This window comes from Bradyrhizobium sp. 191 (genome assembly GCF_023100985.1).
GTDB classification, from domain to species: Bacteria; Pseudomonadota; Alphaproteobacteria; order Rhizobiales; family Xanthobacteraceae; genus Bradyrhizobium; species Bradyrhizobium diversitatis.
On record NZ_CP064692.1, the window covers coordinates 151,460 to 177,561 of the forward strand.

Consider the following 26,102-nt stretch of genomic DNA (forward strand, 5'->3'; position numbering starts at 1 on the left):
CGCCGGGCGCGAGCCTCGGTGCACCTATTTCTGCGTCACGGACTAGCGTTGCCGCGCCGCCACGGTCGGACGATAAGTGACCGATAAGCGGTTCCTGTGTTTCGATTTTAACAAAGATGTCCTCGATCGGCTGATAATGTGCCCCGACCGGGGCTGGCTACATTTCAACCCGCATCCATTTTCGAACCCGGCTTAGGCCGTCGGCGTGATCGCCGGCGGCCTTTTCACGCCACGCATCACGAAATCGTCCGGCGGTAACGCGATCTCAACCAGCTTGGCGTATCGACGAATCCGTCGCGGATTTGTATTGCGTACCGCGACATTGAAAACGTCTGCCGGCGTGGGCGCGCAGCCGGGCCTTTGTCGACGGGACAGATTTCATGCCGAGCGCAATCGAGCAGATCGTCGACGCCCATGTGCGTCTGAAGAACCGCCGCGGGCTCGACGAGCTGATGATGCACCGGCAGCGGCTCGCGGTCGACCTGAAGAGCAGGTCTGGCTATGATTTCAGCCTGCCGATTGGCCAGATCGACGAGGAGATCGCGATCATCGAGGCGGGGCTCAGCCGGCTCAAGGCGGAGAACTCCACGGCGACCTAGAGGTCTGCTGCGCGTGCGCCTGGCATGTCTGCGCGCTGACCGATGGCGGGTCTAAAATGTCTGTCGCTCAATCGCGACGGCCGCCGTCGATGACCGTGAACAGCGGCCGCGCCAGGGTCGGCTCGACCAGCAGCTCCTCCACCAGCGCGGTTGCCGCATCGACATATTTGCGCGTCGGCTTGTCGAGAGGGCGCTTGGCCTCGTCGTCGAGCGCGACCTTCGCGGCCTCGACCAGCTTGCGCATGCGTGCCGCATGGTCGTCGCCGGCCGTCAGCGTCGCGCGTGCCAGCGAGCGCAGCACGAACAGCTCGCCCTCGAGGCGGAGCAGACGGTCGTTGAGCCTGGTCAGGACGGCGTTGAGGTCGGCCATGATTGCGGTTTGGCGCGGAGGATCCTTGCTGATCTAGCTAGCGCCGACCGGTGAACGGAGTGCAAACGGCGGCGGTGCAATTGGGCGGATCCTGCGACGCTGCGGACGGCTTACCACCCGACGCCCGCCCAGCGCCTCCCGAAGACCGGCGGTCTCGTCTTCACGGCCTGCCAGCCGAAGAAATGATGCTTGCCGGACCAGGCGTGCACGACGCCGCTACAGATGCCGCACTTGAAACTGCCGGTATGGGCCTCGCTGTGCTCCTCCCTGGTCGCGGTGTAGTTCATGCCGCAACCCGCACAGGTGAACTCTTCAATCGTCCAGATGCTGTTGGCCATTGCACAGAATGCGTTTCGGTGATGTCGATCGACGATAGCCGCCAGCGTTTGCAGCGGTGTAAACCGGCGCGGGGAAATCCGGTTAACGGGCGTTAGCCAAGCCGGCTGGGGCGCAGGCCGGGATGGTGCGTCATCGTCGCGCAATGCCGGATGCCCCGATGGGGGCCTGATCGAGGCGCGGTCGGTTCCGGTCGTCTTGACGCCGGATGCGTTGCTGGCAATAACGGCCGGGCCGTGCAAGCGCCGGAAGCTGCGTTCATGCCGCAAGGAAAGCCGTGCCCGTGAAAAGTCTCCGTCAGCTCCTGACGGGAGAGGATGTCATCCAGCTCGTGATCCGGCTTGGCCTGCTCGCCCTGCTGATCATCTGGACCTTCCTGATTATCCGCCCGTTCGTGCCGATCCTGGCCTGGAGCGGCGTGCTCGCGGTCGCGTTCTATCCGGCGTTCAGCTGGGTCGCCAAGATCCTCGGCGGCCGGCCCAAGACTGCAGCAGCGATCCTAACCCTGATCACGCTCGGCATCGTCATTGGTCCGGCGACTTGGCTCGGTATCAGCGCGGTGGACGGCGTGCGCGAGCTGGCGCACCAGCTCGGCACCGGCGACCTCGCGCTCCAGTCGGCGCCGGAGCAGCTCAAATCGTGGCCCCTCGTCGGGCCCTGGCTCTACGAGCTCTGGGACCAGGCCTACAACAACATCCGGGCGGTGGTGCGCGAGGTGGCGCCGTATCTCCAGCCACTGGCAGGCCCGCTGCTCTCGCTCGCGGGCGACGCCGGCCTTGGCACGCTGCAGTTTCTCGTCTCCGTGTTCGTGGCCGGATTCCTGTTTCCGCACGGGCCGCGCCTGGTCGGCGCCGGCCGCAGCTTCCTGTTCCGCATCGTGCCGGAGCAGAGCGAGCATTTCCTCTCGCTTGCGGGAGCGACCATTCGCGCCGTGGCGCAGGGCGTGATCGGCGTCGCGATCGTGCAGGCGCTGCTCGCCGGCATCGGATTCAAGCTCGCCGAGGTGCCCAGTGCGGGCCTTCTCGCCTTCATCGTGCTGCTGCTCTCGATCGTGCAGATCGGTGCCTTCCTCGTGCTGCTGCCGGTGATCATCTGGATCTGGACCGCCAAGGACGTCACCACGGCGTTGCTGCTGACCGTGTTTTTCGTCCTCGTCGGCTTCATCGACACCATGCTGAAGCCGCTCGTCATGGGGCGGGGACTGACCACTCCGACCATCGTGATCTTCGTCGGCGTGATCGGCGGCACGCTGGCCCACGGCATCGTCGGACTGTTCATCGGGCCGATCATCCTATCGGTGGCCTGGGAGATCATGATGGCCTGGATCAGGACCGAGGATCAGGCGGAGGCGGGCGAGGGCTGATCTCGCGGCCCGAACGTGCATTCTTCCGGCCCTGCCGCGCCAGGACCCGATGGCTTGTGGCCTGTGATCAAAGCATGCCGCGAACTTGTCTGTTCGACTAGACAAGTTACGATCAGGTCGATTCTGTTTTCGATAACGGCAGCAATGGCAAAGTCTTCCAAGCTAGTTGCCGCCAGGCGCGGCAAGGTATTGTTGGTCAGGCGCCGGTCGGATGGCCTCTGGATGTTTCCGGGCGGCCGCAAGCGTCCGCGCGAGTCGGAGAAGGACTGTCTGCGGCGGGAGATCAAGGAGGAGCTTCCAAAGCTGAAGCTCGGCAGGATCACCCTCTGGAAGGAAGTCAAGACGAGGAACAAGCGCTCCGGCCGCAAGATGAATGACGCGATCTTCATCGCCAAGTCCGCCAAGGGCAGGCTGGCGATCGGCGACAAGAAGGAGATCGACCGCGCCGCCTGGCAGAAGCCCCGCGGCATCCGCCTGACGCCGACCTCGCGCTACATCCGCGACCGCCTGTTTCCGCGAAAGCGGCGGCGGAGCTGAGCTTGGTCCTCTCGCACCGCCCGGCAAATGACCGCGGACCTTGCGCGCATCGCGCCAAGGCGCCGGCTGAAATAGTCGGCCGTTACTGCTTGGCCGCCATCGTCTCCAGGCAACGGTTGAGAAAGGCGGTGCGATCCCTGGGCAGCACCTTCTCGAGATCGGCCTTCAGCGCGCATTCACGCTGGCGCAACTGCTCGGCCCGGCGTTTCTCGGCTGCCTCGCGGTATTCGGGAGCAACCTTGTTGGGATCGACCAGCGTCTGTGCGTGGGCGGCCGTCGCGAGCAGTGCGATGGCGCCGATGAAAATGAATGACCTCAAATGAGCCTCCTTAAAAACGTGCATCCTAACGCGTGGCGGGTGCGCACTCAAACCGGGAGATGAGGTACTCCGTTCCGGCATGATTGGAGCGCCCCAGCAGGTTGGGCGTGGATCATTGGAACGACTCTGCGTGGCGTGCGTCGAATCCAGGCTCACGGCCCATCCCCAAGCCCCAACGCCCCCGGGCCGCGAGAAAACCTTACCCATAAAGGTTGGCGACCTCAGGGCCTCTCGCGCTGAGGTCGTTTGCTCGACGCAAAGCGTGTGAACCAGTTCACAAGCACGCGGCGAAACCGCTGCTATGAAGACGTCATTGCTTAACCTATTCATGTTGACCGAAACGCCCCAGTGTGGCTCCAAGCGCTGGGGCTTTTTCGTGGCTGCATGCGCGCACGACGTCTTCGATCGTCGCAATGCTTGTATCGAGCGATGCCGATCGCGGGCCGCATGAGTTCCGCGCTGCAGGCCCAGCAAACCGCCAGATTGTCGGGATCGCGGCGCCGCCCTTGAACGTTGCGACGAGGGGTGCGTTCGCGGTGCAAATCCCATATGCATGGCGGCGAGCTGCCGATTCGAGATGAGGGCGGCTCGCATTCTGTTGGCTACAATGCAAGACCAGAAACGGGTTCAAGTGAGGCTTTCGAAGAAGACAGGGGTGGCCAGGAAGGCGCCGAAGAAGAGCAAAGGATCGCAGCGCGCCACGATCTCGTCTTCGTCGCCCCTCGGCATGATGGCTCTTCATCTGCTTGCACAATGGAAGCAGTCCGGACGCAGCGGGATCGTCTTCCTCGCCGAGAGCGAGAACAGGGCGGAGCGGCTGGGCAGCGTCATTCACGCGTTCGATCCGTCCTGCGAGGTGCTGGTGTTTCCGCGATTGAACACCTTGCCGTTCGATCAGCTCGAGCCGTCGCACGAGCTCGCAGGGCGCAGAGCCTCGGTGCTGAGGCGCCTTGCAAAATCCAGGAAGCCGTTGTTTCTTGTGTCGACCGCGGAAGCGGTGATGGAGCGCCTGCCGCCGCCGGCGAGCCTGTCGCGCCTGAGCCTGAGCCTGAAAGTGGGTGGCCCGTTCTCCGAGCGGGACCTCGAGACCCGCCTCGAGGCCCTCGGATACGATCTCGACGACGAGCCGGACTATCCGGGCGGTGCGCTGTTCCACGGCCAGACCTTCGAGATATTTCCCGCAGGCGCGCTGGGGCCGTTCCGGATCGAGCATTCGGAGCGTGCGATCAGGCGGATCGTGGCCTTCGACCCGAACGAGCACAGGATCATCTTCGAGACCAAGGAGCTGCTCGTCGATCCCATGTCGGAGCGGCTCGGCCTTGCCGGCAAACGCGGCAAGCGCGCGAGCCTGTTCGACTATTGCGGGGGCGCCAAATGGATCGCGGATGCCGGCGTCCCGTTGCATGCCGACGCCTGGCTGGACACGATCGAGGAGGCCGCAGGCCGATCGGAGCGGGAGCGCGAATATCTCGCACGGCGCGACTGGAAGCAGCTCTCCAAGAGCATGAAGGTGCTGCCGCGGACTGCGTCCTTCCAGCACATCCCCGAGTTTTCGAAGCTGACGTCCACCAGGAAGGCGCTGCGCGCCTTCGTCGAGGAGACACGCCGGGCCGGATCGCGACTGATGCTCGTCGCCGCGCACGAGGACGATCTGCGCGTGATGGAGCGGATGAGCGGCGTCAAGGCGGAGCGCTGCGACGACTGGGAGGAGGCGGCGCGCGGGCGGGGCGGCGAGGCGACGCTGCTGGCCGATCTCGATGCCGGCTTCGTCGTGCCGGGGAAGAAGCCTCTGGTCGTGGTGACGGCGTCGGACGTGCTCGGCAGCCGCGCGCATCATCCGCAACCGATGGCGCGCGCCTGGAGTGCAGCCTTCGACCATGCCGATGTGCCTGAGCAGGGCACGGTGGTCGTCCACCTCCAGCGCGGCCTTGCCGTGCTCGACGGCTTGCAGACCGTCAACACCGGCGGCGGCGCCATGCGCGAGATGATCCGCCTGAAGTTCGCAGGCGACAATGCGGTTCTGGTGCCGCCGGCCGATCTCGCCTTGATGTGGCCTTACGCGACCGAGCTCGGCAAGCTCGCGCTCGACAAGGCGGATGGCAGCACATGGTGGGCCCGCCGCGGCGAGGCCGAGCGCGAGATCCAGGCCGCGGGCAAGGTGCTGGCCAAGCACATCAGCCAGCGCCGGCGGCGGCGCGCCGAAAAGCTGGTGCCGCCGGGATCTACCTACGAGAAGTTCGTCGCGCGCTTCCCTTACTTCACGACGATCGACCAGGCCCAGGCCATCAGCGACGTGCTGGACGATCTCGCATCCGGTCATCCCATGGACCGGGTGATCTGCGGCGACGTCGGCTTTGGCAAGACCGAGGTGGCGCTGCGCGCGGCGGCCGCGGTGGTGCTGTCGGGCAAGCAGGTGGCGGTCGCGGTGCCGACGACGGTGCTGGCAAGGCAGCACGTCGCGACGTTCCAGAAACGCTTTGCGCCGTTCGGCATCGAGGTGGGCAACCTGTCGCGGGCAACGTCCGGCGCGCAGCTGCGGGAGACCAGGGAGGGCCTGCGCAGCGGCCGGATCAAGGTCGTGATCGGCACCCAGGCGCTCACCGGCAAGGACGTCAAGTTCGACGATCTCGGCCTCGTCATCGTCGACGAGGAGCAGCATTTCGGCGCAGCCGAGAAGGCCAAGCTCGCAGGGCTCGCCAGGAACGTCCACGTGCTGATGATGAGCGCGACGCCGATCCCGCGAACGCTCGCCGCCGGGCTTGCCGGCTTCCGCGATCTCAGCGTGATCGCCTCGCCGCCGGTGCACCGGCTTCCGGTCGCGACCCGGATTGCGCCGCTGTCGGATGCCGCCATCGCCTCCGCGCTGCTGCGCGAGCAGCGCCGCCACGGGCAGAGCTTCCTGATCTGTCCGCGCATCCACGATCTCGATCCGATGCTGGCGCGGGTGCAGGCGGTGGCGCCGGACCTGCGCATCGTCTGTCTGCACGGCAAGCTGCCTGCCGACGAGATCGACGACCGGATGATGAGCTTCGTCGAGGGCGGTGCCGATGTCCTGCTCGCGACCAACATCGTCGAGAGCGGCCTCGACATTCCCCGCGCCAACACCATCGTGGTGTGCTGGCCGGAAAAGTTCGGCCTTGCCCAGCTGCACCAGCTGCGCGGACGCGTCGGCCGCAGCGGCATCCGCGCCTTCGCCCATCTCCTAACCGAGACGGAGTCGGGACAATCCGAGAAGCGGCTGGCCGTGCTCGAGGAGTTCAGCCGGCCGGGCGCCGGCTTCGCCATCAGCGAGCGCGACCTCGATCTCAGGGGCGCGGGCGATTTGTTCTCGGAGCAGCAGTCCGGCCATGTCCAGGTGTTCGGGCCCGTGCTCTACAGCCACCTCCTGAAGATGGCCTCGGAGAAGGCCGACGAGGAGCGCGCCGCGGTGTGGGTGCCCGACCTGAACCTGCCGGTCGGGGACATGCTGCCCGAGACCTATGTGCAGTCCGAGCCCGTGCGGCTCGAGCTCTATGCGCGCGCCGCAAGATGCAATGGCGAGGACGACCTCGAAGACCTCGAGGAGGAGACCTCCCGCCGCTTCGGACCCTTGCCGAAGGTGGCGCGCGATTTCTTCGCCGCAGCCAGGCTCAGGATCGAGTGCAAGCGCAGAGGCATCATCCGCCTCGACGTCGGTCCCGAGGCTGTGGCTGCGACGTTCCTGCCGGGGCGCCTGCGCAAATCGAGAGGCAAGTCGCTGCAACGCGACGGCGATCGGGTGGTCCATCACAGTGCGATGCGCGATGCGCCGTTCGAGCGGGTGGAGGCGCTGTTCGAGGTGCTCGACGAGGGGTGATCTGTAAAGAAACGCGAAAACAACCCCATGCACAGTAGCCAAGTGCTTCTGCCACAACGCTTTCTGCATCAGGCGCCAAAAGCCCGTTTGACCTGTCGGGCAAAACAGTGGCATGATGCCAACTTCGGAAAATCCGTCGGGAGGAAGCCGCCGCTGCGGAGCGCGTGCTCGGCGTTCCAGAGCGAGTGCGCAGCACACGGATCCGTAGTCGGCCGGGGGCGTCGGGCCCGTCGGCCGGCCAGGCCGCTAACGTGGAATTAATCCGAAAAGCCTACAATTTTAGGCAGTTGAAGATGGGTGCTGCGTACAGGAGCCGTCACGAGGACGTTCCGGCGATGGCGTCCTGTTGCTCGCTCATTGGGGTCAACGCAGATGACCACGTCCCTGGAAACGCCAAGCTTCGCCGAAGAACTCGACGCGGTGGCCCTTGCCGCCGCCGCAGCTGCGCACGATCCTGCGGCCCCGGAAGCTCCAGTGCCGTACACGCGGCCCGGCCGGAAAACGGTGCTGCTCCTGGCGGTGTGTGCGCTGGCCATCAACGGCGCGGCGGCCGTCTATACGTCGCCGTCCGGCTTTCCGTCGCTGAATGTCGGCAGCCTGGCTCAGCTGCTTCCGCGCCAGGAAGCGCCCGCGCCGAAGCCGGATCCGGTCGTCGCTGCCTTGAAGGACATTCAGTTCGCCCAGCAGCAACACACGGATTCGTTGCAGGCAAACAACCATGCCTTGCAGCAGAATGCGGCTCTGCTGCAGCAGGATTCACTGGTGCTGCTGTCCCTGCGGCAGAGCATCACGGACGAACGGGTCGATGTGAAGAAGATATCTTCGCAGTTGACCACGCTGATCGCGAAGGTCGACTCGCTGCAAAATGTGATGATGTCGGACGTCACGTCCTCGATCCGGCGCGCGAATGCTCGCTATGGGCTGTCCGCAGCGATGCGCAAACGGCTGGTCCGGCCGTCGAAGCCCCTGGGGCCGGTTTCGGTGGGAGGGGCGCCGTTGACCGTGCCGGCTGCGACGTCGGTTCCGGAAAGCTGAAGGCTGGTCAACGATCGTCGATCCGCCGGTTCAGGGCAAGCATTCTGTGAGGACCGCGGTCTCGATCAGTTGAGCCCGTAGCATTTCTTGTATTTCTTGCCTGAGCCGCATGGGCACGGCTCGTTGCGACCGACCTTTGTTCCCGGGGCAGTGAAGGTCGTTGGGCCGCTATCCTGAATCGGCTGGTGGTTGGCAAGACGCCATTCGTTGAGGATGACGACCCAGTCGGCGATCTTGTCAGGTGCTGCGCTCAGGATGGGATCGTCGAGCTCAACCTCCTTGTCTCCCCGGGCGATCTCGGCAAGCAGCAGCATCCCGCTCATCGCCGCCGCCGTATCAGCGTCGGCGTCGAGCAGCTCTTTCCAGGCTGCCGGGCGTAGCGCGACGGCCTTCTCGAACCCCCCGATCCAAAGCTCCCAGAGCACGTCGTCATTACGGGTGTCGACACCTTGGCGCGGCGCGGGGTTGTCAGCGGGCTTTTGGGGGCTCGCCTGGAACGGTCCAGACGTGCTTTTCAGGAATCCGTGACTTGTTCCAGCGATGTCCGCACCCCAGTTGGACAATGTGCGATCAGATGTGCGGAGGACAAAATGCGCGGATTATTGGTGATGTTCCTCGCGGTGGCTTCGCTGAGCCAGGCCCACGCAGAGGCGAAGGTGAACGCTCAGGTCGCCTCGTGCAGCTATACGCTGGCGAACGGGGATACGTACCAGATACCAGCGGGCCAGAATCTCTGCTGGCGCGTCCCGCCGCCCTCCTACAGAGTGTACACGCTCCTGCGTTGTGATCCGCCGTTTCAGGAGCTCAGCCGGGTCCAACATGGCGATGGCCGCTGCAACAAGTATGAGGAACGCCAGTAACTGGTGCTGGATGTGCGCCGTTGATGGCTGCTCTCACCGCGAGGCCTCACTTCAAGGCGTGATCGATCTTGTGCCCCAGATGCCCGGTGTCGTGATCGCGACGCAGCTGGCTCAGCGATGTCTCGTTGAGCTGGGCCAGGACCTCGCTGAGCTGCGCCGCATCGGGATAGCCGGCCGCAAAACCCTTTCCGTAGATCTTGCGCAATGTGCCGACCAGCGTGTTGCCGTGCTTCTTGCTGATCTGGCCATCCCTGTCCCGATGGCGACCATCCAGGCCCGATTCCTTCATGTGTCTCTCCCGTGCGGCGTCTGAAGCGCCTGGAGAGAGCGTGCGCCCAAACGAATAGACTGGCAATGGGAGCGCGCGCCCGCGTCACCGATTGCCGGCGCCGCCGCAAGAGCCCGCGCTTGTCTCGCCTGCTTGTGAAGGCGCGGTCGATTGTGGCGAACCGACAGGTGCAACACATGACGGAACGATTGCTCGATTGGAGCTGATGCGATGCGCTCGCTTTTTGCCTTGTGTCTCATGGGTCTGTCGCTCGTGCTGTGCACCGCCGCAGACGCAGCAACGGTGCATCGCCCGCGCGCACGCCCTGTTGCGGTGGACCGGCCACGCCCGAATGCGACGCCACCGGCGCGCTTCGCGGTCCCCGGCTGGAGTGACGAAGCAACACGGCGCTGGCTCGACAATGCCTCGTCGAACGTCGGCCGCGGCGGATAGCGGCGACAGGCGCGGGCGATCGCTCGGAACTAGGCGGCTTGCTCGTCGAACGAAGTATAGATGCGGCCGCTGGGATCAACGACCCGAACGTCCCGGCATCCGTCCTGAACAAGCTCCTTGGCCTTCTTGAGGGCGGCGGTGAGTGACGGCCGCTTGAGTTTGACGACGCCCGCCGTGTCGAAACCGTTGATTTCAAACATGCTGTCCCTCCGGTTTTGGAGAAGCGTACACGTTTCCGGCGGGGTGTCTTCCGATTTTTGGGGTGGGAGGGCTTTGGGAACAGCAGCCAAGTGCCAAGCAGGAGCGGTAAGCGCGATAGTTGTGTGCACTGTCACCGCAACTCCAACCCGTTCGGAAATGATGACATCAGTGCAGCATCCAGAGGCGCAGAGCTATCGCTGTGCGGCATCGATCGCATCGGGGACGAGGGATTTTCCTTTTGAGAGACGGGAGGTCGGACGACCACCTTATCTCGCCCGGCACTCCCGGCGCTCTGATCCGCAATTGAATCGGCAGCCGGGAGCATTTGGGGGCTGGAACCCGAGCCGTGCCACATTCGCATCTGGGCGGCAATGCGTAGAACATCGCATTCCGGTAGTTATACGGAATCCATTTTCGGAACGGGGTGTTCTATAGAAAGAACACCGGCGCGATTTAAGTACTTGGTTCTATTTCTGCCGGGAATGCCGCAGTGGGGGCTGGAACCACGCTGCGGCTTTTCCCATTTATTCGTTCGCGTGATCAGTCGCCGTGAGGGCCATCGGCGGCTTACTCCGGCCGAACATCGGCGCCGCGCCGACCGCACGCTCTGCAGACAAACCGCCGCTCGAGATCTGACAGCCGCATGTTGGCGGGCCATCGGTCAGCATGAGAGCCAAGCGTTGGCTGCACCAATAGTCGGCGCAACAAGCGAAGACGCCGCGCAACGCCCATCTCGCGCATCTGACGAAGGTGCGACGCCAACTGGCACGCTTCGCGGTCCCCGGCTGGAGTGACGAAGCAACACGGCGCTGGCTCGACAATGCCTCGTCGAACGTCGGCCGAGGCGGATAGCGGCGACAGGCACGGGTGATCGCTCGGAACTAGGCGGCCTGCTCTGCAGGCGGCACGTTATTGGTCTCGGGGATAAATTTCGAAGCGATGGAATTCAAGAAGTGCGTAGGAGGGTTGAGCCCTTGCGAAACCCATCGCCGGCAATTCCGTCGGCCACTCCGCGGTCCTTGAGGATTGCTCCGATAATCGATCGCGGATCGCAGCGGCGCTGATCGCAACGAGCGATGAGTTTCGCCAGAGCTCGACCATCCTACGGGCTGGTCATAGCAGGTAGAGTGCACTGTCACCGTAAGATACGGGAATCTGTCGGAATTTGGCGCGCCCGGTTGCGAGGAAGGCGACGATCCTACGTGCTAACCGCCCGCAGTGCCAATTCGGTGCATCCCTCCGCAGCCCTTTTGAGGATCGCTCAGATGGTCGATGGCGGATCAGTATTGGCGCTTACCGCAACGCGTACTGCGTTCGCAAGAGCTCGACCCGTCCTACGCGCTCTTGATAGAACTTGACGGATCGCAAAATCGCAGGTGAACAAGCCGCATACCTTATTGATAGTCGATCTCCGGCCTAGCCCAGGCTTGGGATCGGCGAGGCCCGGTGGCGCACACGCCCCAACACCAATACCAGCCACCGGGTCGCCCATAACCCTCGCCGTTACAATCAGTACGCAGGATTGGTTGAGCTCTTGCGTACCCATCGCCGGCAACGACTTTACGAACGGTCGAGCGGTGACAGTGCACTTAATTGAAGTCGATATCGCTCTGCGTTAAGTGCACCGTCACCTTTGGTACCCGCGGTCCCATCGCCGGCAATTCGGTCGGCCACTCCGCGGCCTTTCGAGGATTGCTTCGATTATCGATCGCCGATCGTAGCGGCGCTGATCGCAACGAGTGATGGGTTTCGCAAGAACTCAACCCATCCTACGTGCTGGTTTCGTCTGGCCGTAGACGCGGCAGGCGGCACGTCATCGGTCACCGGGATAAATTTCGAAGCGATGGAGTTCTAATCAAGAAGCTGGATGCGCGGCATGCCGCGACTGAAGGCAAAATTTCCCGGTGAGAAAGCGGGCAATTACCTTGTGCCTGTTCTCACCGATGGAGGCGAGGCCAATGGCGACCACATTGGAGAGCGTCACCGCGAGGAGGAACACAAGCGCCCCACGATTTGGGAACAGCAGCCAAATGCCAACCATGATTGTGTGATGAATCAGGTATAGCGAAAAAGAATAGTCGGCGAAGAAACAGATCGCTCGCTGCACCTTCTCCGAAGTGATCCGGTGGCTCCGTTGCGTCGCTTCGACGATGCCGAACACGACCGCTGTCAATAATGGATACCCAACGAAGCTGTATTCTCCGCCGGCGGGTGTGATTGCGATAAAAACAACGGCACTCACGAGAGCCAAGATGACTGTCGCAGGGAGGCGATAAGGCAATCTTGCCAGGACATAGATTGCGGAGCCGGCAAGCCAGAGCGAGAACAGGCCACGGCCGACGCCGTCGCTTTGGAAGGCGCCGAACAGGAAGTGAAGCGGGGTTTGACCGAAGAACAATGCCACGGGTGCCAGGAGTGGGATTGTTCTCAGATTCCGGCACATGAAGAACACGGACCCGGCGAACATATAGATATGCCACTCAATCGCTAGTGTCCAAAGCGGGCCGGCTGACCCGAATGCCGACCATTGCAGCGTGTCGGGATACACGCCGCGGTAGCCCTCCAGCATGAACAGATTGGCGATGAAGGTCTTCAATGTGTAGTAGCGCGCAATCGTCGGCTCGGCGGTCAGATAAAGCACGAAACCGTCAACCACGACGACGAACAGCAAGGCCGGGATGAGCCCCGAATAGATCCTGGCGAAGCGGTCAATGAAGAATTGCAGAAATCCATAACTCGGTTTTGCCGACCGTGAAACGAGTGTGTGAGTAATCAGAAATCCCGAGAGCAGGAAGAACAGGAGAACGCCGGTGTTTTGAATGTACGGGAGACGATTCGGCCAATCGCCAATGAAGAAGACATATGCGTGTCCCACACAGACCATCTGAGCGGCAACGGCGCGCAGCAAGTCGAGTGTCACGGATGTATCGTTCTTTGATCTGTCTAGGCTGAAAGTCATCCCCATGGGGCCCACATAGCACAACGCGCGCGAATGCGCCCCCCGGAAGGGGATGGATTTTGTGGGTTCGCCATCGGCCGACAAGTTCGCGTCGTGTCTCAAGTCTCTTGCGGCGCTTCTCTGTACTCACCGGCCGCAAATGCAGACGAGGCCTCCAGCACCGCCGAGAAGCGGCGGAATGACATAGCGCGTGAAAATGTCGAGCCAGGTGGTTTCAATCATTGCCCCTGCGCGCCTCGCGCACAAAACTAAAACCGGCACTTCTTTCTAAGCTATTGATTTGGTTGGTGAGCGCGCTGGGGCTCGAACCCAGGACCCCGTGATTAAAAGTCACGTTCGTGCACACATCCCATCCTGCTGCAATCATTGAATTTCCTCGCTTGGCGCCTGAAAACACAACGATAGCAGTATTTTCCATCGTTGGCGATAGTTTCCCAGAAATTGCTTGCGTTGACCCGTGCCTGTGTGCATATAGTGTGCACGCGGACCACGTAATGACTCTGTGTGCATGGAGCGACGATGCAGGTCAAGATCAGCAAGACGCAGGTTGACCGGATGACTGCGGGGCAGATCATCGCCGACAAGGAGGTCAAGGGCTTCGTGGCTCGACGCCTCAACAGTGGCGCTGTGACCTACGGCTTTCGCTATCGAGACAAGACGACCCGCAAGCAGCGCTGGCTCGGGCTGGGGCTGCACGGCAGCATCACGGCCGAGCAGGCGAGGGAGCTTGCCAAGAAGGCGGCCGGCGAGGTGGCCGACAAGAAAGACCCTCAGGGGGAGCTTGAGGAAGCTCGAGCCGAGGCCAAGCGGGAACAGCTAGCCGCCGCCAATACCGTCAATGCCGTGCTCGACGCCTTCGAAAAGGACCACGTTGAAGGGCTTCGCAGCGGCGATCAGGTCAAATCGGCATTCACCAACCACGTCCGGCCGCGCATTGGGGAAAAGTCGATTTACGACCTGAAGCGCAGCGACATCACCACCATGCTCAATGAGATCAAGGCCGAGAGCGGCCCGGTGATGGCTGATCGCGTCCTGGCGCACGTCCGGAAGGCGTTCAACTGGCAGATGGTGCAGGATGACGAGTTCAAATCGCCGATCGTCCGCGGCATGGCAAAGACCAAGCCCAAGGAGCGTGCCCGCAAGCGCATCCTGGCAGACGACGAGATCCGGGACGTTTGGAAGGCCCTGGAGCAGATCGAGCAGCCGGCCTGCTATCCCCGCTATGTGAAGTCCCTGCTGCTCGCCATGACCCGCCGCAACGAGTCCGCCCGGATGCACACGAGCGAGCTTGAAGGCGACCTCTGGACGATCCCCGGAGCCCGTTACAAGAACAAGCTCGATCACGTTATCCCCGTGACGCCAGCCTTGCGTGAGCTGATCGGGGACAAGCCCGCCGGCTGCAAGGGCAATTCCTGGTACGTCTTCTCGACCACGACCAGCGGCGGCCAGCTCGACGGCGCCAAGCCCTTTAGCGGCTTCAGCAAGGCCAAGAAGGACCTTGATCGGGCCATCGCGAAGATCCGCAAGGCGGAGGGCAGGGCTCCCATGAAGCAGTGGCAGCTTCATGACCTGCGCCGCACCGGCCGCAGCCTCATGAGCCGGGCCAAGGTCGATGCCGATCATGCAGAGCGCTGCATGGGGCACGTCATCGGCGGTGTCCGCGAGACCTACGACCGCTACGAATACCTGGACGAGAAGCGGAAGGCATTCGAGGCGCTGGCCTCAATGGTCGATATGATCCTCAACCCGCCGGCGAACAATGTCATCTCGTTTGCGGAGGCGAAGCAATGAGCGAGGCGGGGGACGCTAGAGCGCTGCTCCGCATGTTGCTGGAGTATCCCTCCAGCCTTGGCAGGAAGGAGTTGACGCGGCTGAAGGCGGAGGGCTGGAAATTGTTGGCAGAGGAAAGCGACGATTTGGTTGAAATCAAGAAGGTCATGTTCCGCCTCATGGAGGGTCGCAAGAAGAAGCAGGGAAGACCCCTTGGTAGCGTTGCGAAATACAGGCATGAAACTGACTGGCAGGTCTTTGAGCGCATCGCGCAAGGCTCCACCACGGAGGCGGCAATAAGAGGAGTGTATGGCGACCAGGGATTTGAGGGCCACGAGAAGCGCATCAAGCGCCGCAAGCAGACGATGAGAGATCTGGCCGCACTCGCTGCTCGCCATAAGGAAGGGGGACATTAAACCCACCGATTTTCCAAAGATTATTTGGGTCTAAAACTGGAGGGTAATGGGCCGTAATTGCAGTCTTTTTCAACGGAGGACTGCCAAATGACTACCCCCACCAGGACCAGGCGCCCGCCAGTCGATACTCAGGGCGCCGCCATCTACACCGGATTTGCGGAAAGCTACCTCACCAAGATTCGCTGCACAGGCGGCGGCCCCGTTTTCATTAAACGCAACGGTGTCGTCCGCTACGACCTCGATGATCTCGACGCCTGGCTGGAGGCTGGGAAGCAGGCCTCGACCTCAGGCGCTCGCAGAGGGCTGCCCCGCAAGCGCAAGACGGACTCTGCCGCGGAGGTCGCGGCCTGATGCAGCATCACAAGGAAAACCCCGCAACGCTGGCGGCGTGCGGGGCTCCGAAATCTGATCTGGCTGGCGCTTCGATCTGTTCGGAATTTACCTCTTCGCTCCCTCCAATTCAAGCTGATCCTGTTGCCGAGCGGAAGTTCGCTCGCCAGCTTGCCGCTGCCGTATTCGGCACCGTCCCCGTCGTGGTGCGCAAGCGCCGTCGTACTGTCGGGAGGTCGGCACGATGAGACTGGAAGTTTACGAGGCTAGCCCCATAAAACGGCACCGATCCAGCAAGGCCGACGTAGAGAGCCGCCGCGCCGCGCTGTATGAGATCGTCGCCGCGATGCGGCCGATGACCGTCAGACAGGTGTTCTACCAGGCGACCGTCCGCAACCTGGTTGACAAGACCGAGGCCGGCTACACCAAGGTCCAGACCGACCTCGTGCAGATGCGGAAGGCTGGCGATCTGCCATATGACTGGCTCGCCGACAACACCCGCTGGCAGCGCCGACCCCGAACATTCGGGAGCGTCCAGCAGGCCCTCGACGATACGGCGCGGCTGTACCGGAAGTCATTGTGGGCGGACGCCGGCTGCTATGTCGAGATCTGGTTGGAGAAGGATGCGCTCGCGGGTGTGGTCCTACCAATAACATCAATGTACGACGTGCCGCTGATGGTTGCTCGTGGCTATGCCAGCCTATCCTTCCTGCATAGCGCAGCCGAGTACATCGCCGACATCGACGTGCCGACGTACATCTACCACCTGGGAGACTTCGACCCGTCCGGAGTCGATGCCGGCAAGAAGATCGAGCAGACGTTGAGGGAGATGGCGCCGGCAGCGGAACTGCACTTTGAGCGCATCGGCGTCACGCCGCAGCAGATCGGGCAATGGAAGTTGCCGAACCGGCCGACCAAGCAGTCGGACACCCGTTCCAAGAACTTCGGCGACATCTCGGTCGAGCTGGACGCCATCGAACCGGACGCGCTCCGTACCCTGGTCGAGATCACGATCCAGCGTCATCTGCCACGACGACAATTCGAGATTCTGAGGGCGGCCGAGGAGAGCGAGCGAATGTTGCTTCGCTCTTTGGTTGAGGGGCTGACCGCTGGGGGTGCTGCATGAATGCGCATGTCAACCCGCCAGAAATCCGCCCGCTGATCGTCACCGATCCGAAGATCCGCAAGCTGCTCCAGTTCGCTGGCCTGCGCTTCATGTGCAGCCGAGCTCGCTGGCTCGACAGCGAGGCAACGAAGATGGGGCTGGCTCTCAAGGCCGGCACCATGACCTCGGATGAGGTTGACGCCAAGCTGGAGGAAATGGGCGCGCTCGACTTGGTTTACCCGGAATTGATGGGTGTCGAATGATCGAGCCCGAATTTCCCGAGGACCATGACTACAAGGCCGCAGAGATTGAGCGACAGGAAGCGGCGAACCGCTCAATGGCGGTTCGCGCGCGGCTCAATCCACCCTCCGACAGCGCCGATTTAAGGTACCAGATTCATCTACAAGAGGCTGAGCGAAAACGCATGGCGGAAACTCCTCCGGCCGACGAGTGGCCGAAGGATTCCATTGAATACTGGAAATGGATGCGCGGTGAGATTGGACCGCCTTCTTCGATCAATCGCGCGCTCGACATAAAGGTAATCCAGAAGGACCGGGCCGCTACAATGCGCGGCTATCCTCTCGTTACGTTTGACGAGATGGAGGCCGATCCGCCGGCAAAGAATTGGCTTATCAAGGGCATTCTTGCGCGCGGCGAAACGTCGGCATGGATCGCCCCGCCTGGCGCGATGAAGTCAGCGCTGTTGGCAGAAGCCGCAATCTGTGTCGGTGCCGGCCTCGACTGGCACGGCTACCGAAGCAAGGGCGCGGCTGGCGTGCTGTATTTCGCCATTGAGCGATCGGACCTTGTGAAGCGACGCTTGCGGGCTCACCGGGCAAGGCTGGGACTTGCCGGGGCGCCTATTTGCGTCTCCAGCGCGACAATCGATCTGACGCATCCTGAGGCCTTTAAAAAGGTGATCGACACTATCCGCGATGCCAAGACGATTTTGGGCGATGACATTGGACTCGTGATTATCGACACCTTCGCGAAACTGATTGCTGCGGCCGGGGGTGACGAGAATAGTGCCAAGGATCAGGGCGCCGTGTTTGCCAACATGCAGCGGGTGAAGAACGCGACGGGTGTTCATGTCGCCCTGATCGGCCACACCGGCAAGGACGAAAGCCGCGGCGCCAGAGGCTCCAACGCGCTATTGGGCGACGTTGACGTAATGGTGTCGATTTCCGGCGATGAGATCAAATCTGTAACAGTCACCAAAGCCAACGACGCGCCGGAAGGCCCATTGTTTTCGTTCAAGTCCGAGGTTCACGACTTTGGTACGGACGAGGATGGCGACCCGATCACGGTCAACATCGTCAGCAGCGAGGAGGTTTCTGGTCAACCTGGCCAAAAACCTAGCGAGCCAAAGCTGAAGCCAAACCAGCAGACCGTCTTTGCCATCCTGCACGGTGCAGGCTCGGCGGGGATGACATTGGAGGACTGGAACGCCCAAGCAAAGGACGCGGGCATTGGATTGAAGCGAAAGGCTGACCTGACGGACATCCGTAACGCGCTGCTGTCCAAGGGCATTGTTCGCAACTACGGCGACCGATGGCGAGTGGCTCATGATTGAGCGGTTCGGATGGTTCGTAGGTTACGGCTCTTATAGAGAGCCGAACCGTACCGAACCCCGAACCCTGATGACCGAACCCGAACCGAACCCGAACCGAACTATCGAACCATAGGGAATTGAACGTGAACAAACAGACGGTCAGCACAAGGTGGAAGCCGGGCCAATCTGGAAATCCTCTCGGCAGGCCGCAGGGCGCCCGTAGTAAGTTCTCGGAGCAGGCGTGCGCCGATGCGCTGGCGGATTGGACGGCCAATGGCAAGGACACGCTCCAGTGCGTGAGGGCGACCGACCCGAGCACGTATCTCCGCGTCCTGTTCTCCATCATCCCGAAAGACATCGCGGTCTCGATCGAGAACCGCACTGGCCCCATGGACAGCGTCGAGATGCAGATGATGCGCCGGCTGGTGGCGATGATCCGCGCAACTGCTGATGCGGTCGATATCGAGACGGTGTTTGCCTGGCTCGAGGAAGATCTGAGAGCGCGCGTTGCGAAGCGTGTTGGCGAACAACGCTGAGTCATTTTGACGCACAGTTTTGCCGTTTGTGTGCATAGCGTGTGCATCGTTTCCTTCGTCTTACTTATGCCGCTGTTATTGCGGCAGAAAAGCAGACAATGGCCGTGATAAAAGATTACGAAGTCCGGCAAATCGTACTACATTCGTGGTGACTGATTTGAACGGAGCAGCGCCGTTGATGGCGGGACTACTGGACTCATGGGTGCGATCGGGAGCGCTTTTGGCTTGGGCGGCCAACCCGCGCATGCATCCCCGATACAGATGGGGGGACTACTCCATGCCCCGCGTCGGTGACGCCTCTGCATATCAGCCCAATTTCCCGGTCCAGCCTAGCGGGCCGAAGCCAACCTCTAGCGGCTTCTCTGGGGATGCGCCGATCCCAGCCCCTGCGCCGATGCCCGCCCCGTCCATCCAATACTACAAGCCTGGCTCCGTCGATCTATCGGGCCTGCAAAACGCTATGGCGGCGCGTGCTCGCTTCCCATCGAGAGGCTGATCCAATGCCTGAGTTTAGATATGCCCGCGAGGAGCTTCTAAAGGCCGCTGCGGAGCGCAAGGGCCTGACTGTCTCGGCCTACCTGCGATCGATTACGGACGCTGCGCTGGCCTCTGAGGGCTTCCCTGTGGGCGAGCAGCAATATTGCCTGGTTCGTGATGGCGAGCTGATCGCGACCAGTTTCAAGACCACGAAGGATCCAGACGGCGGCGAGTGGCTTCCGATCGAGAACGAGGACAGCGAACCTTTCGACCCCGCCAAGCACTATCGGCTGAAGCCGCTTCCCCTTCGCCTGGATGGGGACCGGGTTGTTCGCGTCTACCCGATCGCGCCCAGGCCCAAGCCTATGTTCGATCCGCAGATATTTGACTACGGCGCCTTTGCCGTCTCTGGAGCGAGCTCCTGATGACCTGGACGCCCGTTACGCCGCAGTCCGAGACGTGGACCGAGCATGCAATCGCCGTTCGTGTCTTTGACCCCCACGTGTTCGATCGAAACCCAATCTTCGACACGGGAAGCAACGCGGGGCTTTGGAACGAGCAAGCCCCGCAAGACGAAGTCTGGACGCCAGCCTGATGGCACTTACCGTTAAACATGCAAGCCTGACCGGCGCGGCGGCTAACCCTGACGTGTTGGTGGACGGCCCGAAGTGGGATGCCGACCATACGGTGACGGGCAGTGTTGACGCGTCGCAGATGCCGGCGCTGACCGGAGACGTGACCTCTTCGGCGGGGGCCGTCGCAACCACGCTCGCGACCGTCAACTCAAACGTCGGCACGTTTGGCAGCGCAACGCAGGTTGCCCAGGTTACGGTCAACGCGAAGGGGCTGACCACTGCTGCCTCGAATGTGACCGTTACCCCCGCCATTGGTAGCGTCACGGGCCTCGGAACGGGTGTCGCGACGTTCCTTGCCACGCCTTCAAGCGCCAATCTCCGCGCCGCGCTGACCGATGAGGTTGGTACTGGCGCGGCTTATTTCGTTGGTGGCGCCTTGGGAACGCCTGCCTCCGCCACTCTGACCAACGCGACTGGTTTGCCGCTGTCTACGGGCGTTACGGGCAACCTATCGGTCAACAATCTCAATTCCGGCACGAGCGCATCGTCTTCGACGTTCTGGCGCGGGGATGGGACGTGGGCGGCTGCCGCCGCCGCAGGTGTCTCGAGCATCGCGGGCAACACGGGAGCTTTTACGCTCTCCAACGGCATCACCAACTCCACGAATGACATTCGCCTCGACATCGGCAATCTGCCCGGCATCGGATCGAACAGCGCGGCTGCATCGGGCAAGATCGGCGAGGTTATTTCCGACGGCGGAACGTCTGGCACGCTGTCGAGTGGCGTTACTGCCGCTCTTGGCTCCGTCTCGCTCACTGCCGGCGATTGGGACGTTACTGCCACGGTGCAGTTCAACACGGGCGGCACGACCAGTACGACCGATTATTACGTGTCGCTTTCTGCGACCAGCGCCAGCGTCGCTGCTCCCTACGGAACGTCGCGCGCGTTGCATGAGCGTATCCCCGCTGCGACCGATCATTCCAACGCCTTCACCATCATGCCGACGCAAGCGCTGCTCAATGCCACGACCACGCTCTACATCAACGCGCAGGCTGTCTATACGGGATCGGCAACCACGGCCACTTGGTCGATCCGAGCGCGGCGGATGCGCTGATGGCAAGCTGGACCGCGAAGATCAAGGCGCACAGCGCCAGCAAGCAGCCGAAGCCACGCCGGCCGCGTGCTGCCTTGCACTCAACAAACTTCTGAGGATCATCTGATGTCCGAAACCGAGACGCCGCGGGACGATGCAACAGGGCAGTTCTCGCCTTCGACTGAGGGCTTGTTCGGCCAGGAAGCAGAACTGGCGAAGGCTGGTTTCAAGCCGATGCCTGATCGCCCCAAGCCAGAGGCGGAAGAGTTCAAATCCCCGCGTGAGGCCGCCGACGAGTTGAGCGCTTCCCGCGGTGCCGCTCCCGTTGTCGAAGTCGCCTACCAGAAAGCGGCTGATGGTGAACGCGCTGATGAGACGGAGGCGGTCACGGTCGAGCGCGCGGCGAGGGACCTTGCGGCCTATCGTAGCGCCAATGCAGACAGCGCCGCCAAAAGCATCAGCAACGACTTTGCCGCTGAAATCGACGCCATGCGTGCTGAGGCGATCAAGGGCAATCCCAAGCGTGCGGAGCACCTTGGACTTGAGGTCGCGGATGCCGACAGCAGAGCCGCGAAGCCGGAAATTTCTTCGGATAGCAGTAAGAGTGCCGACGAAGCCGCAATTGACGACCCGACCGCGGCGTCGATCGACTCAATGGACGGCCTTGATCCCGAGACGAAGGAGGCACTGAAGAAGCCTCAGATCCGGGCGGCCCTGGAGGAAGAGTTCGGCAAGGCGCAACACGTCCAGCAGTCCTTTACGCAGGCGTTGAGCACTGTTCAGTCGTGGGCGCAGGCGAGTTTTCTCGAAAGCTTCCCGGAACTTGCTGGACTGCCAGCAGAGCAACTGGAGCAGGGTCTGACTGCGCTGGCTCAGGTCGATCCGCCGCGGTTCAATGCTGCAATGAGTTTGCTTAATAGGGTTCAGGCCATCCAGGTCGCGCAGCATCAGCAGCAGCAACGTCAGGCGGAAATTGCCCGGCAGAACTTCAATGTTTACGCGAAAGAGCAGGATGCGAACTTTGAGGCGATGGTCGGCAAGATGACGCCGGCCGAGAGCGCGCAGTTTGGAGGGGACTTGCTTTCTTACGCAGGCGAGCTCGGTATTGACCAAGGCCAGCTTGTCCATCTTCTGCAAAACGAACCGATCATGCGTCACGCCGCGTTCCAGCGGATGGTTCACGATGCTGTCAAATATCGGCAGGTTCAGAAGGCGTCTAAGGCTGTCGCTCACAAGGCGCTCCCGCCTGTGATGCGGCCGGGCACGTCGAATGCATCTCGCGCAAGCGACAGCTCGAGCCAGATCAACTCGCTTGAGCGGAAGATGGGCTCTGCCAATGCAACGCAACAGCTCAAGCTGGCTGCGCAGATCACCTCACTGAAGCGTAGTGCGAGAAGGTAAAAGCATGGCTGACGATAAGCCGGATTTCATCGAGCGAACTGCAAGCATTTCGAAGAACTGGACCGGGGAAGAATGGGGACCGGATGAGACCTTGCGGGCATTTCAGCTATACGGTCCCGACAGACGCGCGGCAACGTTGGACGAGATGGATCAACAGTTGCGCGAGATCGAGCCCACGAACCTAAGGCGCTACGCGCAGCTCAATGCGCTGCGGCGTAACATGGACCGGGTCCACCACGCCTTGCGGAAGGTGTGCCGCTGATGAACAGCCCTGTGCTGGAAGCGCTGATAGCCGCCAAGGTGGCCGACATTGTCGATCCCCCGCGATCGTGGGGAAAGGAAGAGAAGCGGCGCTTTCTGCAACTGCCTCGAGACCTGCAGCTCTACTACGCAGAGCGAGAGAAGGAGCGAGATCGGGTAGTGAGGCGGGCGCAAACTGATGCAGCTGAAGCCCGCAGGAAGTTGGCAGAGGCCGAGGCGAAATTAGCAGCCGCGGAAGCGCGGCTTGAAGCAACCCAGAAACCAGCAGAGGCAACCAATGGCACCGAACCGGCCGCCGTCAACCACTGAGGAGCGGGTGAATGCAATCCGCGACGAAATTGACGCATTCATTGACGCCAGGGTTGCTGAGATCGGCAAGACCTGTCCGGGCGTTCCGAGCGGCGTCATTCGTAACTCGATCACCCGCGGCCTGGGCTGCCAGTGCGCGGCTTATCTAGAATTGAAGGCGAAAGACGCAGAAGCACAGAAGGGGGCGGCGTGATGGGCCTGTTGGATGGACTCTCCGACCCGGAAGTCATGGCGCGCATCTCGGAGCGCCAGCGGCTGGCTGAGCGCGTTGCTGAACAAATGGGCGTTTCCCTATCCGAGGCTCGCGCGGCCCTCGCTCACTTTGAGGCCAAGCTGTCGCATGAGGGGCACGAGCTGCACTGATGCATTGGACGGATCAGATCAGCGGCGTGTTGGATCATGCCGAACGGCTTGATACAGATCTCGAATATTTCGCCGAGCACTACCTGAAGATCAGGCCCAAGGCCGGCGGCGTTGTGCCGTTCAAATTCAATCCGGTTCAGCGCAAGTTACACGCTATAATCGAGGAGCAGCGCTCGAAGACCGGCATGGTCCGCATTGTTGTCCTCAAGGCACGGCAGGAAGGGGTGAGCACCTATGTTGCCGGCCGCTACTACCACAAGACTATCAAGAAGCCTGGTTTCCTGACCGCGATCGTGGCGCACGAGAAGCCGGCAGTGCGAAACCTGTTCGGCCTGGTTAAGCGCATGCACGACCTGATGCCCGAGGATATGCGGCCGGCTACGGGCGCCTCGAATGCTGAGGAGTTGAAGTTCAGCAACATCGATAGCGGCTATTTGGTTTCGGTCGCGACCGAGGACGGGGCAGGGCGATCGTCGACTGCGCAGGCTCTGCACGCCTCCGAGGCTGCCTTCTGGGTGAACCTGAAAGAGCAGCTAGCGGCGTTGATGGAAACGGTGCCGGACCTACCGGATACCGAGATCATCGTGGAGACCACGGGCAATCAGTTCGGCGATGAATTTCATCAGTTCTGGTGCAAGGCCCTGGCCGGCGAGAACAGCTTCCTCGCTGTGTTTCTGCCGTGGTCTGAAGATCCAACCTATCGAAAGGCCGTCCCGGACGACTTCGTTATGACGGCGGAGGAGAAGCAGCTAGCAGAGCTGCACGCCCTCGACGCTGAGCAGATCTATTGGCGCCGATGCAAGATCGCGGACAAGGGCGATATCAACTATTTCAAGCGCGAGTATCCGCTGACGCCGGATGAGGCGTTTCTGGCCAGCAGCTTTGACAGCTTCATTCCGCACGCGCTCGTGACGCGCGCCCGCAAGGCGCCGAAGACCGGCTCAGGCCCGTTGATTATCGGCGTCGATCCTGCACGGTTTGGCCCTGACAGTACGGCCATTGCCTGGCGCCGGGGTAGCTGCATCGAGAAGGTGGAGAAGCGGCGCGGGTTGGACACCATGCAGGTCGCCGGTTGGGTCGCGTCCATCATCCGCGGGGACAAGCCGGCCAAGGTGAATATCGACGTTGGCGGGCTCGGCTCGGGCATTTATGACCGGCTGGTGGAGCAGGGATATGGCGGCTCATTCGGTAGTGGCAAGCTCAACGCAATCAATTTTGGCTCGAAGCCGCTCGAACCTCCGCCGCTGGATGACACCGGCAAGCCCTCTGGCGGCCCTGCAAACCGCCGCGCTGAGATGTGGTCGCACCTGAAGACTGCCCTCGAGGGAGCTCACTTCTCGCTGCCAGACAGCGACAGCCTCCAGACCGACATTTGCGGCCCTGGCTACAAGTACATGAGCGACGGCCGGCTGGTGCTGGAAAGTAAGGACGACATGAAGAAACGGGGCATGCAGAGCCCGGACGAGGGGGATGCAGTTGCGCTGTGCTTCAGCGAGCCGGGAGGGGCGCCTGTGGTGGCCAACAGCCATTTCAACCGCCCGATCGAGTATCCGAATGCGGGGATAGTCTGATGGATTAACCCAAAGTAGTATGAGCGCCGCACTTCTCGCAGATTCGGTTGTCACTGACGCGAAAATCTCTAAAATTCCAGCCGGGGAAACAAGAGGGGCACGGGAGCTTTGGCAATCGCTCTGCTGGAAGACGCACCGGATAAGGTCCTCAAGCTCCTGGAGGAGCTCCAGGCCGTCGCAGATCCTTACGCGCCTCTATTCGACGCCATAGATTTCGGAAAATGGGCCGAAATCGATGTCTATATCCCTCACCCTAAAGTCGCATCCAGCATCACCCCTCCCTTCATGGAGGCATTTCTTGAGGTACAAAAGCAAATTTATCAATTGGCTGCCCAAGCCACCGCCGGCATCGCCGATACTTCGCAACTGTCGGAGGGCGAGCGCACACGTCTGCAAATCAATGTGGTCGTCACGGGAGGAAGCAGCAAACTTCAGGCGAAGCTTGAACAAACGATACCGGAGCTTCTGAAGACAATGATCGGAAAAATGACGCCGAAGCAGGCCACGATCGTGGTGGTTTGTGTAGCTGTTCTTGCCGCCGGCACATGGAGCTTCAGTGCCTGGTTGGATCAACGCAAGACCATCCAGCTCGAGGAATTGAAGAGCAAGGATCATATCGAGGCATTGAAGGCATTAAGCCTTGGCGCCGCCGGGCAAACCGAGGCGCTCAAGAAAATCGTGGCGGTCCTGGAAAAGCAGGGAGAGATAGGCGCAAGAGCGCTTGAGGCTGTTAATTCAACGAACGAAGCGCTGCTGAAAGCTGCGTCGAAAACTCGAGAAACGGCAATTAACGGAACGCACCTCACTGGAGAAGAGGCCGAACTCCTAAGGACATCACCGCGCAAAAAGAGTGAAGTGAGGGTCGCGACCCAGCGAATGAAGGTGGTTGACATCAACACCAACGATCCAAACGAGCTCGGGGTTGTGATCAGCACCCCAGACAAGAAGACGCAGTACCGAATCAAGTTCGTTGATTCCCTTTTTTCAGGGCCGGACCGGAAGGCCTTGTTCGACGCCTTGGACAGTCGGGAAGCTATTTGGATGGAGCTTGCCTTTAAGGAGTCAGAGGGCGACGTGCGCTCAGTGCAACTTATTCGCACGACATCGGCTCCGAACATTGCGGACGCTGACGCGGAGGATAAATAGCCTCCTTTGCCACTCTCCCGCCCCGACTCAGGCGCGCCCTTCCGCAGCGCAATTCTGCGCGC

General features: G+C 61.8%; 29 protein-coding genes. 22 read left to right on the top strand and 7 right to left on the bottom strand.

The window, feature by feature from the left end; translation table 11 throughout:
* The first annotated feature begins 380 nt into the window (after positions 1-380).
* Positions 381-599, top strand: coding sequence for a hypothetical protein (locus tag IVB23_RS00725; RefSeq protein ID WP_247802207.1), 219 nt, complete (start codon positions 381-383; stop codon positions 597-599).
* 67 nt (positions 600-666) lie between these two features.
* Here IVB23_RS00725 and IVB23_RS00730 read toward each other — a convergent pair whose 3' ends face one another.
* Both IVB23_RS00730 and IVB23_RS00735 read right to left on the bottom strand, forming a co-directional pair.
* Positions 667-969, bottom strand: a complete 303-nt coding sequence (locus IVB23_RS00730) for a hypothetical protein (protein WP_247802208.1) — start codon at positions 967-969, stop codon at positions 667-669.
* Positions 970-1,079: 110 nt separating this feature from the next.
* Positions 1,080-1,307, bottom strand: a complete 228-nt coding sequence (locus tag IVB23_RS00735; RefSeq protein ID WP_239623695.1) for a hypothetical protein — start codon at positions 1,305-1,307, stop codon at positions 1,080-1,082.
* Between the two features lie 275 nt (positions 1,308-1,582).
* Between IVB23_RS00735 and IVB23_RS00740 the strand changes: the two genes are divergently transcribed.
* Positions 1,583-2,668 carry an AI-2E family transporter gene (locus tag IVB23_RS00740; RefSeq protein ID WP_061881738.1) on the top strand — a complete coding sequence of 362 codons (1,086 nt, stop codon included), beginning with the start codon at positions 1,583-1,585 and terminating at the stop codon, positions 2,666-2,668.
* Positions 2,669-2,812: 144 nt separating this feature from the next.
* The gene (locus IVB23_RS00745; RefSeq protein WP_028182320.1) at positions 2,813-3,205 is read left to right on the top strand and encodes an NUDIX hydrolase; all 393 of its coding nucleotides are present in this window, start codon (positions 2,813-2,815) and stop codon (positions 3,203-3,205) included.
* A gap of 82 nt (positions 3,206-3,287) precedes the next feature.
* Here the strand turns inward: IVB23_RS00745 and IVB23_RS00750 are convergent, their stop codons facing one another.
* Positions 3,288-3,524 (bottom strand): hypothetical protein, encoded by a 237-nt coding sequence (locus IVB23_RS00750; RefSeq protein ID WP_247802209.1) that lies wholly within the window; start codon positions 3,522-3,524, stop codon positions 3,288-3,290.
* 727 nt (positions 3,525-4,251) lie between these two features.
* Between IVB23_RS00750 and IVB23_RS00755 the strand changes: the two genes are divergently transcribed.
* Together IVB23_RS00755 and IVB23_RS00760 are read left to right on the top strand one after the other, a co-directional pair.
* Positions 4,252-7,359 carry a DEAD/DEAH box helicase gene (locus IVB23_RS00755; RefSeq protein WP_247804722.1) on the top strand — a complete coding sequence of 1,036 codons (3,108 nt, stop codon included), beginning with the start codon at positions 4,252-4,254 and terminating at the stop codon, positions 7,357-7,359.
* A gap of 372 nt (positions 7,360-7,731) precedes the next feature.
* On the top strand, positions 7,732-8,394 hold the full coding sequence (locus IVB23_RS00760; protein ID WP_061881735.1) for a hypothetical protein: 663 nt from the start codon (positions 7,732-7,734) through the stop codon (positions 8,392-8,394).
* Positions 8,395-8,459: 65 nt separating this feature from the next.
* Here the strand turns inward: IVB23_RS00760 and IVB23_RS00765 are convergent, their stop codons facing one another.
* Positions 8,460-8,957, bottom strand: coding sequence for an SEC-C metal-binding domain-containing protein (locus IVB23_RS00765; RefSeq protein WP_247802210.1), 498 nt, complete (start codon positions 8,955-8,957; stop codon positions 8,460-8,462).
* A gap of 343 nt (positions 8,958-9,300) precedes the next feature.
* Complete coding sequence (locus IVB23_RS00770; RefSeq protein WP_197966333.1) at positions 9,301-9,543, bottom strand: hypothetical protein; 243 nt, start codon at positions 9,541-9,543, stop codon at positions 9,301-9,303.
* Positions 9,544-9,753: 210 nt separating this feature from the next.
* On the opposite strand from IVB23_RS00770, the gene IVB23_RS00775 reads away from it, so the two are divergent.
* Positions 9,754-9,975, top strand: a complete 222-nt coding sequence (locus IVB23_RS00775) for a hypothetical protein (RefSeq protein ID WP_061881731.1) — start codon at positions 9,754-9,756, stop codon at positions 9,973-9,975.
* Between the two features lie 29 nt (positions 9,976-10,004).
* On the opposite strand, the gene IVB23_RS00780 is transcribed toward IVB23_RS00775, so the two are convergent.
* The gene (locus tag IVB23_RS00780) at positions 10,005-10,175 is read right to left on the bottom strand and encodes a hypothetical protein (RefSeq protein ID WP_197488764.1); all 171 of its coding nucleotides are present in this window, start codon (positions 10,173-10,175) and stop codon (positions 10,005-10,007) included.
* A 1,856-nt stretch (positions 10,176-12,031) separates the two neighbouring features.
* Positions 12,032-13,096 carry an acyltransferase gene (locus tag IVB23_RS00785; protein WP_247802211.1) on the bottom strand — a complete coding sequence of 355 codons (1,065 nt, stop codon included), beginning with the start codon at positions 13,094-13,096 and terminating at the stop codon, positions 12,032-12,034.
* 558 nt (positions 13,097-13,654) lie between these two features.
* On the opposite strand from IVB23_RS00785, the gene IVB23_RS00790 reads away from it, so the two are divergent.
* From IVB23_RS00790 to IVB23_RS00865, 16 genes are all read left to right on the top strand, one after another.
* Positions 13,655-14,926: a site-specific integrase gene (locus tag IVB23_RS00790; protein WP_247802212.1), complete on the top strand. Its 1,272-nt coding sequence runs from the start codon at positions 13,655-13,657 to the stop codon at positions 14,924-14,926.
* A complete protein-coding gene (locus IVB23_RS00795; protein WP_247802213.1) occupies positions 14,923-15,321 on the top strand; it encodes a hypothetical protein in 399 nt (132 codons plus the stop codon). Before IVB23_RS00790 ends, IVB23_RS00795 begins: the two co-directional genes overlap by 4 nt.
* 87 nt (positions 15,322-15,408) lie before the next feature.
* Complete coding sequence (locus IVB23_RS00800) at positions 15,409-15,672, top strand: DNA-binding protein (RefSeq protein WP_247802214.1); 264 nt, start codon at positions 15,409-15,411, stop codon at positions 15,670-15,672.
* A gap of 223 nt (positions 15,673-15,895) precedes the next feature.
* Entirely contained in the window at positions 15,896-16,777 is an 882-nt protein-coding gene (locus tag IVB23_RS00805) for a hypothetical protein (protein WP_247802215.1), read from the top strand.
* The gene (locus IVB23_RS00810; RefSeq protein ID WP_247802216.1) at positions 16,774-17,019 is read left to right on the top strand and encodes a hypothetical protein; all 246 of its coding nucleotides are present in this window, start codon (positions 16,774-16,776) and stop codon (positions 17,017-17,019) included. Before IVB23_RS00805 ends, IVB23_RS00810 begins: the two co-directional genes overlap by 4 nt.
* On the top strand, positions 17,016-18,329 hold the full coding sequence (locus IVB23_RS00815) for an AAA family ATPase (protein WP_247802217.1): 1,314 nt from the start codon (positions 17,016-17,018) through the stop codon (positions 18,327-18,329). Before IVB23_RS00810 ends, IVB23_RS00815 begins: the two co-directional genes overlap by 4 nt.
* A gap of 122 nt (positions 18,330-18,451) precedes the next feature.
* A complete protein-coding gene (locus IVB23_RS00820) occupies positions 18,452-18,844 on the top strand; it encodes a DUF5681 domain-containing protein (protein WP_247802218.1) in 393 nt (130 codons plus the stop codon).
* 500 nt (positions 18,845-19,344) lie between these two features.
* Positions 19,345-19,746, top strand: coding sequence for a hypothetical protein (locus IVB23_RS00825; protein ID WP_247802219.1), 402 nt, complete (start codon positions 19,345-19,347; stop codon positions 19,744-19,746).
* 169 nt (positions 19,747-19,915) lie between these two features.
* Positions 19,916-21,010: a hypothetical protein gene (locus IVB23_RS00830; protein WP_247802220.1), complete on the top strand. Its 1,095-nt coding sequence runs from the start codon at positions 19,916-19,918 to the stop codon at positions 21,008-21,010.
* 105 nt (positions 21,011-21,115) lie between these two features.
* Positions 21,116-22,390, top strand: coding sequence for a hypothetical protein (locus tag IVB23_RS00835; protein WP_247802221.1), 1,275 nt, complete (start codon positions 21,116-21,118; stop codon positions 22,388-22,390).
* A 4-nt stretch (positions 22,391-22,394) separates the two neighbouring features.
* Positions 22,395-22,652 carry a hypothetical protein gene (locus IVB23_RS00840; RefSeq protein WP_247802222.1) on the top strand — a complete coding sequence of 86 codons (258 nt, stop codon included), beginning with the start codon at positions 22,395-22,397 and terminating at the stop codon, positions 22,650-22,652.
* Positions 22,652-22,960 carry a hypothetical protein gene (locus IVB23_RS00845; protein ID WP_247802223.1) on the top strand — a complete coding sequence of 103 codons (309 nt, stop codon included), beginning with the start codon at positions 22,652-22,654 and terminating at the stop codon, positions 22,958-22,960. The genes IVB23_RS00840 and IVB23_RS00845 overlap by 1 nt, the downstream gene beginning before the upstream one ends.
* Before the next feature lie 7 nt (positions 22,961-22,967).
* Positions 22,968-23,153, top strand: a complete 186-nt coding sequence (locus tag IVB23_RS00850) for a hypothetical protein (RefSeq protein WP_247802224.1) — start codon at positions 22,968-22,970, stop codon at positions 23,151-23,153.
* Positions 23,150-23,323: a hypothetical protein gene (locus IVB23_RS00855; protein ID WP_247802225.1), complete on the top strand. Its 174-nt coding sequence runs from the start codon at positions 23,150-23,152 to the stop codon at positions 23,321-23,323. Before IVB23_RS00850 ends, IVB23_RS00855 begins: the two co-directional genes overlap by 4 nt.
* Positions 23,323-24,894 (top strand): hypothetical protein, encoded by a 1,572-nt coding sequence (locus IVB23_RS00860; protein WP_247802226.1) that lies wholly within the window; start codon positions 23,323-23,325, stop codon positions 24,892-24,894. The genes IVB23_RS00855 and IVB23_RS00860 overlap by 1 nt, the downstream gene beginning before the upstream one ends.
* Positions 24,895-25,002: 108 nt before the next feature.
* Positions 25,003-26,040: a hypothetical protein gene (locus tag IVB23_RS00865; protein ID WP_247802227.1), complete on the top strand. Its 1,038-nt coding sequence runs from the start codon at positions 25,003-25,005 to the stop codon at positions 26,038-26,040.
* Positions 26,041-26,102: the final 62 nt, after the last annotated feature.

Coding starts and splice junctions, on each gene's coding strand:
- IVB23_RS00780 (WP_197488764.1), bottom strand. CDS start 10,175: ATGTTTGAAATCAACGGTTTCGACACGGCGGGCGTCGTCAAACTCAAG.
- IVB23_RS00805 (WP_247802215.1), top strand. CDS start 15,896: ATGAGACTGGAAGTTTACGAGGCTAGCCCCATAAAACGGCACCGATCC.
- IVB23_RS00730 (WP_247802208.1), bottom strand. CDS start 969: ATGGCCGACCTCAACGCCGTCCTGACCAGGCTCAACGACCGTCTGCTC.
- IVB23_RS00835 (WP_247802221.1), top strand. CDS start 21,116: ATGTCCGAAACCGAGACGCCGCGGGACGATGCAACAGGGCAGTTCTCG.
- IVB23_RS00790 (WP_247802212.1), top strand. CDS start 13,655: ATGCAGGTCAAGATCAGCAAGACGCAGGTTGACCGGATGACTGCGGGG.
- IVB23_RS00745 (WP_028182320.1), top strand. CDS start 2,813: ATGGCAAAGTCTTCCAAGCTAGTTGCCGCCAGGCGCGGCAAGGTATTG.
- IVB23_RS00845 (WP_247802223.1), top strand. CDS start 22,652: ATGAACAGCCCTGTGCTGGAAGCGCTGATAGCCGCCAAGGTGGCCGAC.
- IVB23_RS00815 (WP_247802217.1), top strand. CDS start 17,016: ATGATCGAGCCCGAATTTCCCGAGGACCATGACTACAAGGCCGCAGAG.
- IVB23_RS00770 (WP_197966333.1), bottom strand. CDS start 9,543: ATGAAGGAATCGGGCCTGGATGGTCGCCATCGGGACAGGGATGGCCAG.
- IVB23_RS00775 (WP_061881731.1), top strand. CDS start 9,754: ATGCGCTCGCTTTTTGCCTTGTGTCTCATGGGTCTGTCGCTCGTGCTG.
- IVB23_RS00830 (WP_247802220.1), top strand. CDS start 19,916: ATGGCACTTACCGTTAAACATGCAAGCCTGACCGGCGCGGCGGCTAAC.
- IVB23_RS00800 (WP_247802214.1), top strand. CDS start 15,409: ATGACTACCCCCACCAGGACCAGGCGCCCGCCAGTCGATACTCAGGGC.
- IVB23_RS00860 (WP_247802226.1), top strand. CDS start 23,323: ATGCATTGGACGGATCAGATCAGCGGCGTGTTGGATCATGCCGAACGG.
- IVB23_RS00840 (WP_247802222.1), top strand. CDS start 22,395: ATGGCTGACGATAAGCCGGATTTCATCGAGCGAACTGCAAGCATTTCG.
- IVB23_RS00825 (WP_247802219.1), top strand. CDS start 19,345: ATGCCTGAGTTTAGATATGCCCGCGAGGAGCTTCTAAAGGCCGCTGCG.
- IVB23_RS00735 (WP_239623695.1), bottom strand. CDS start 1,307: ATGGCCAACAGCATCTGGACGATTGAAGAGTTCACCTGTGCGGGTTGC.
- IVB23_RS00795 (WP_247802213.1), top strand. CDS start 14,923: ATGAGCGAGGCGGGGGACGCTAGAGCGCTGCTCCGCATGTTGCTGGAG.
- IVB23_RS00810 (WP_247802216.1), top strand. CDS start 16,774: ATGAATGCGCATGTCAACCCGCCAGAAATCCGCCCGCTGATCGTCACC.
- IVB23_RS00725 (WP_247802207.1), top strand. CDS start 381: ATGCCGAGCGCAATCGAGCAGATCGTCGACGCCCATGTGCGTCTGAAG.
- IVB23_RS00760 (WP_061881735.1), top strand. CDS start 7,732: ATGACCACGTCCCTGGAAACGCCAAGCTTCGCCGAAGAACTCGACGCG.
- IVB23_RS00755 (WP_247804722.1), top strand. CDS start 4,252: ATGATGGCTCTTCATCTGCTTGCACAATGGAAGCAGTCCGGACGCAGC.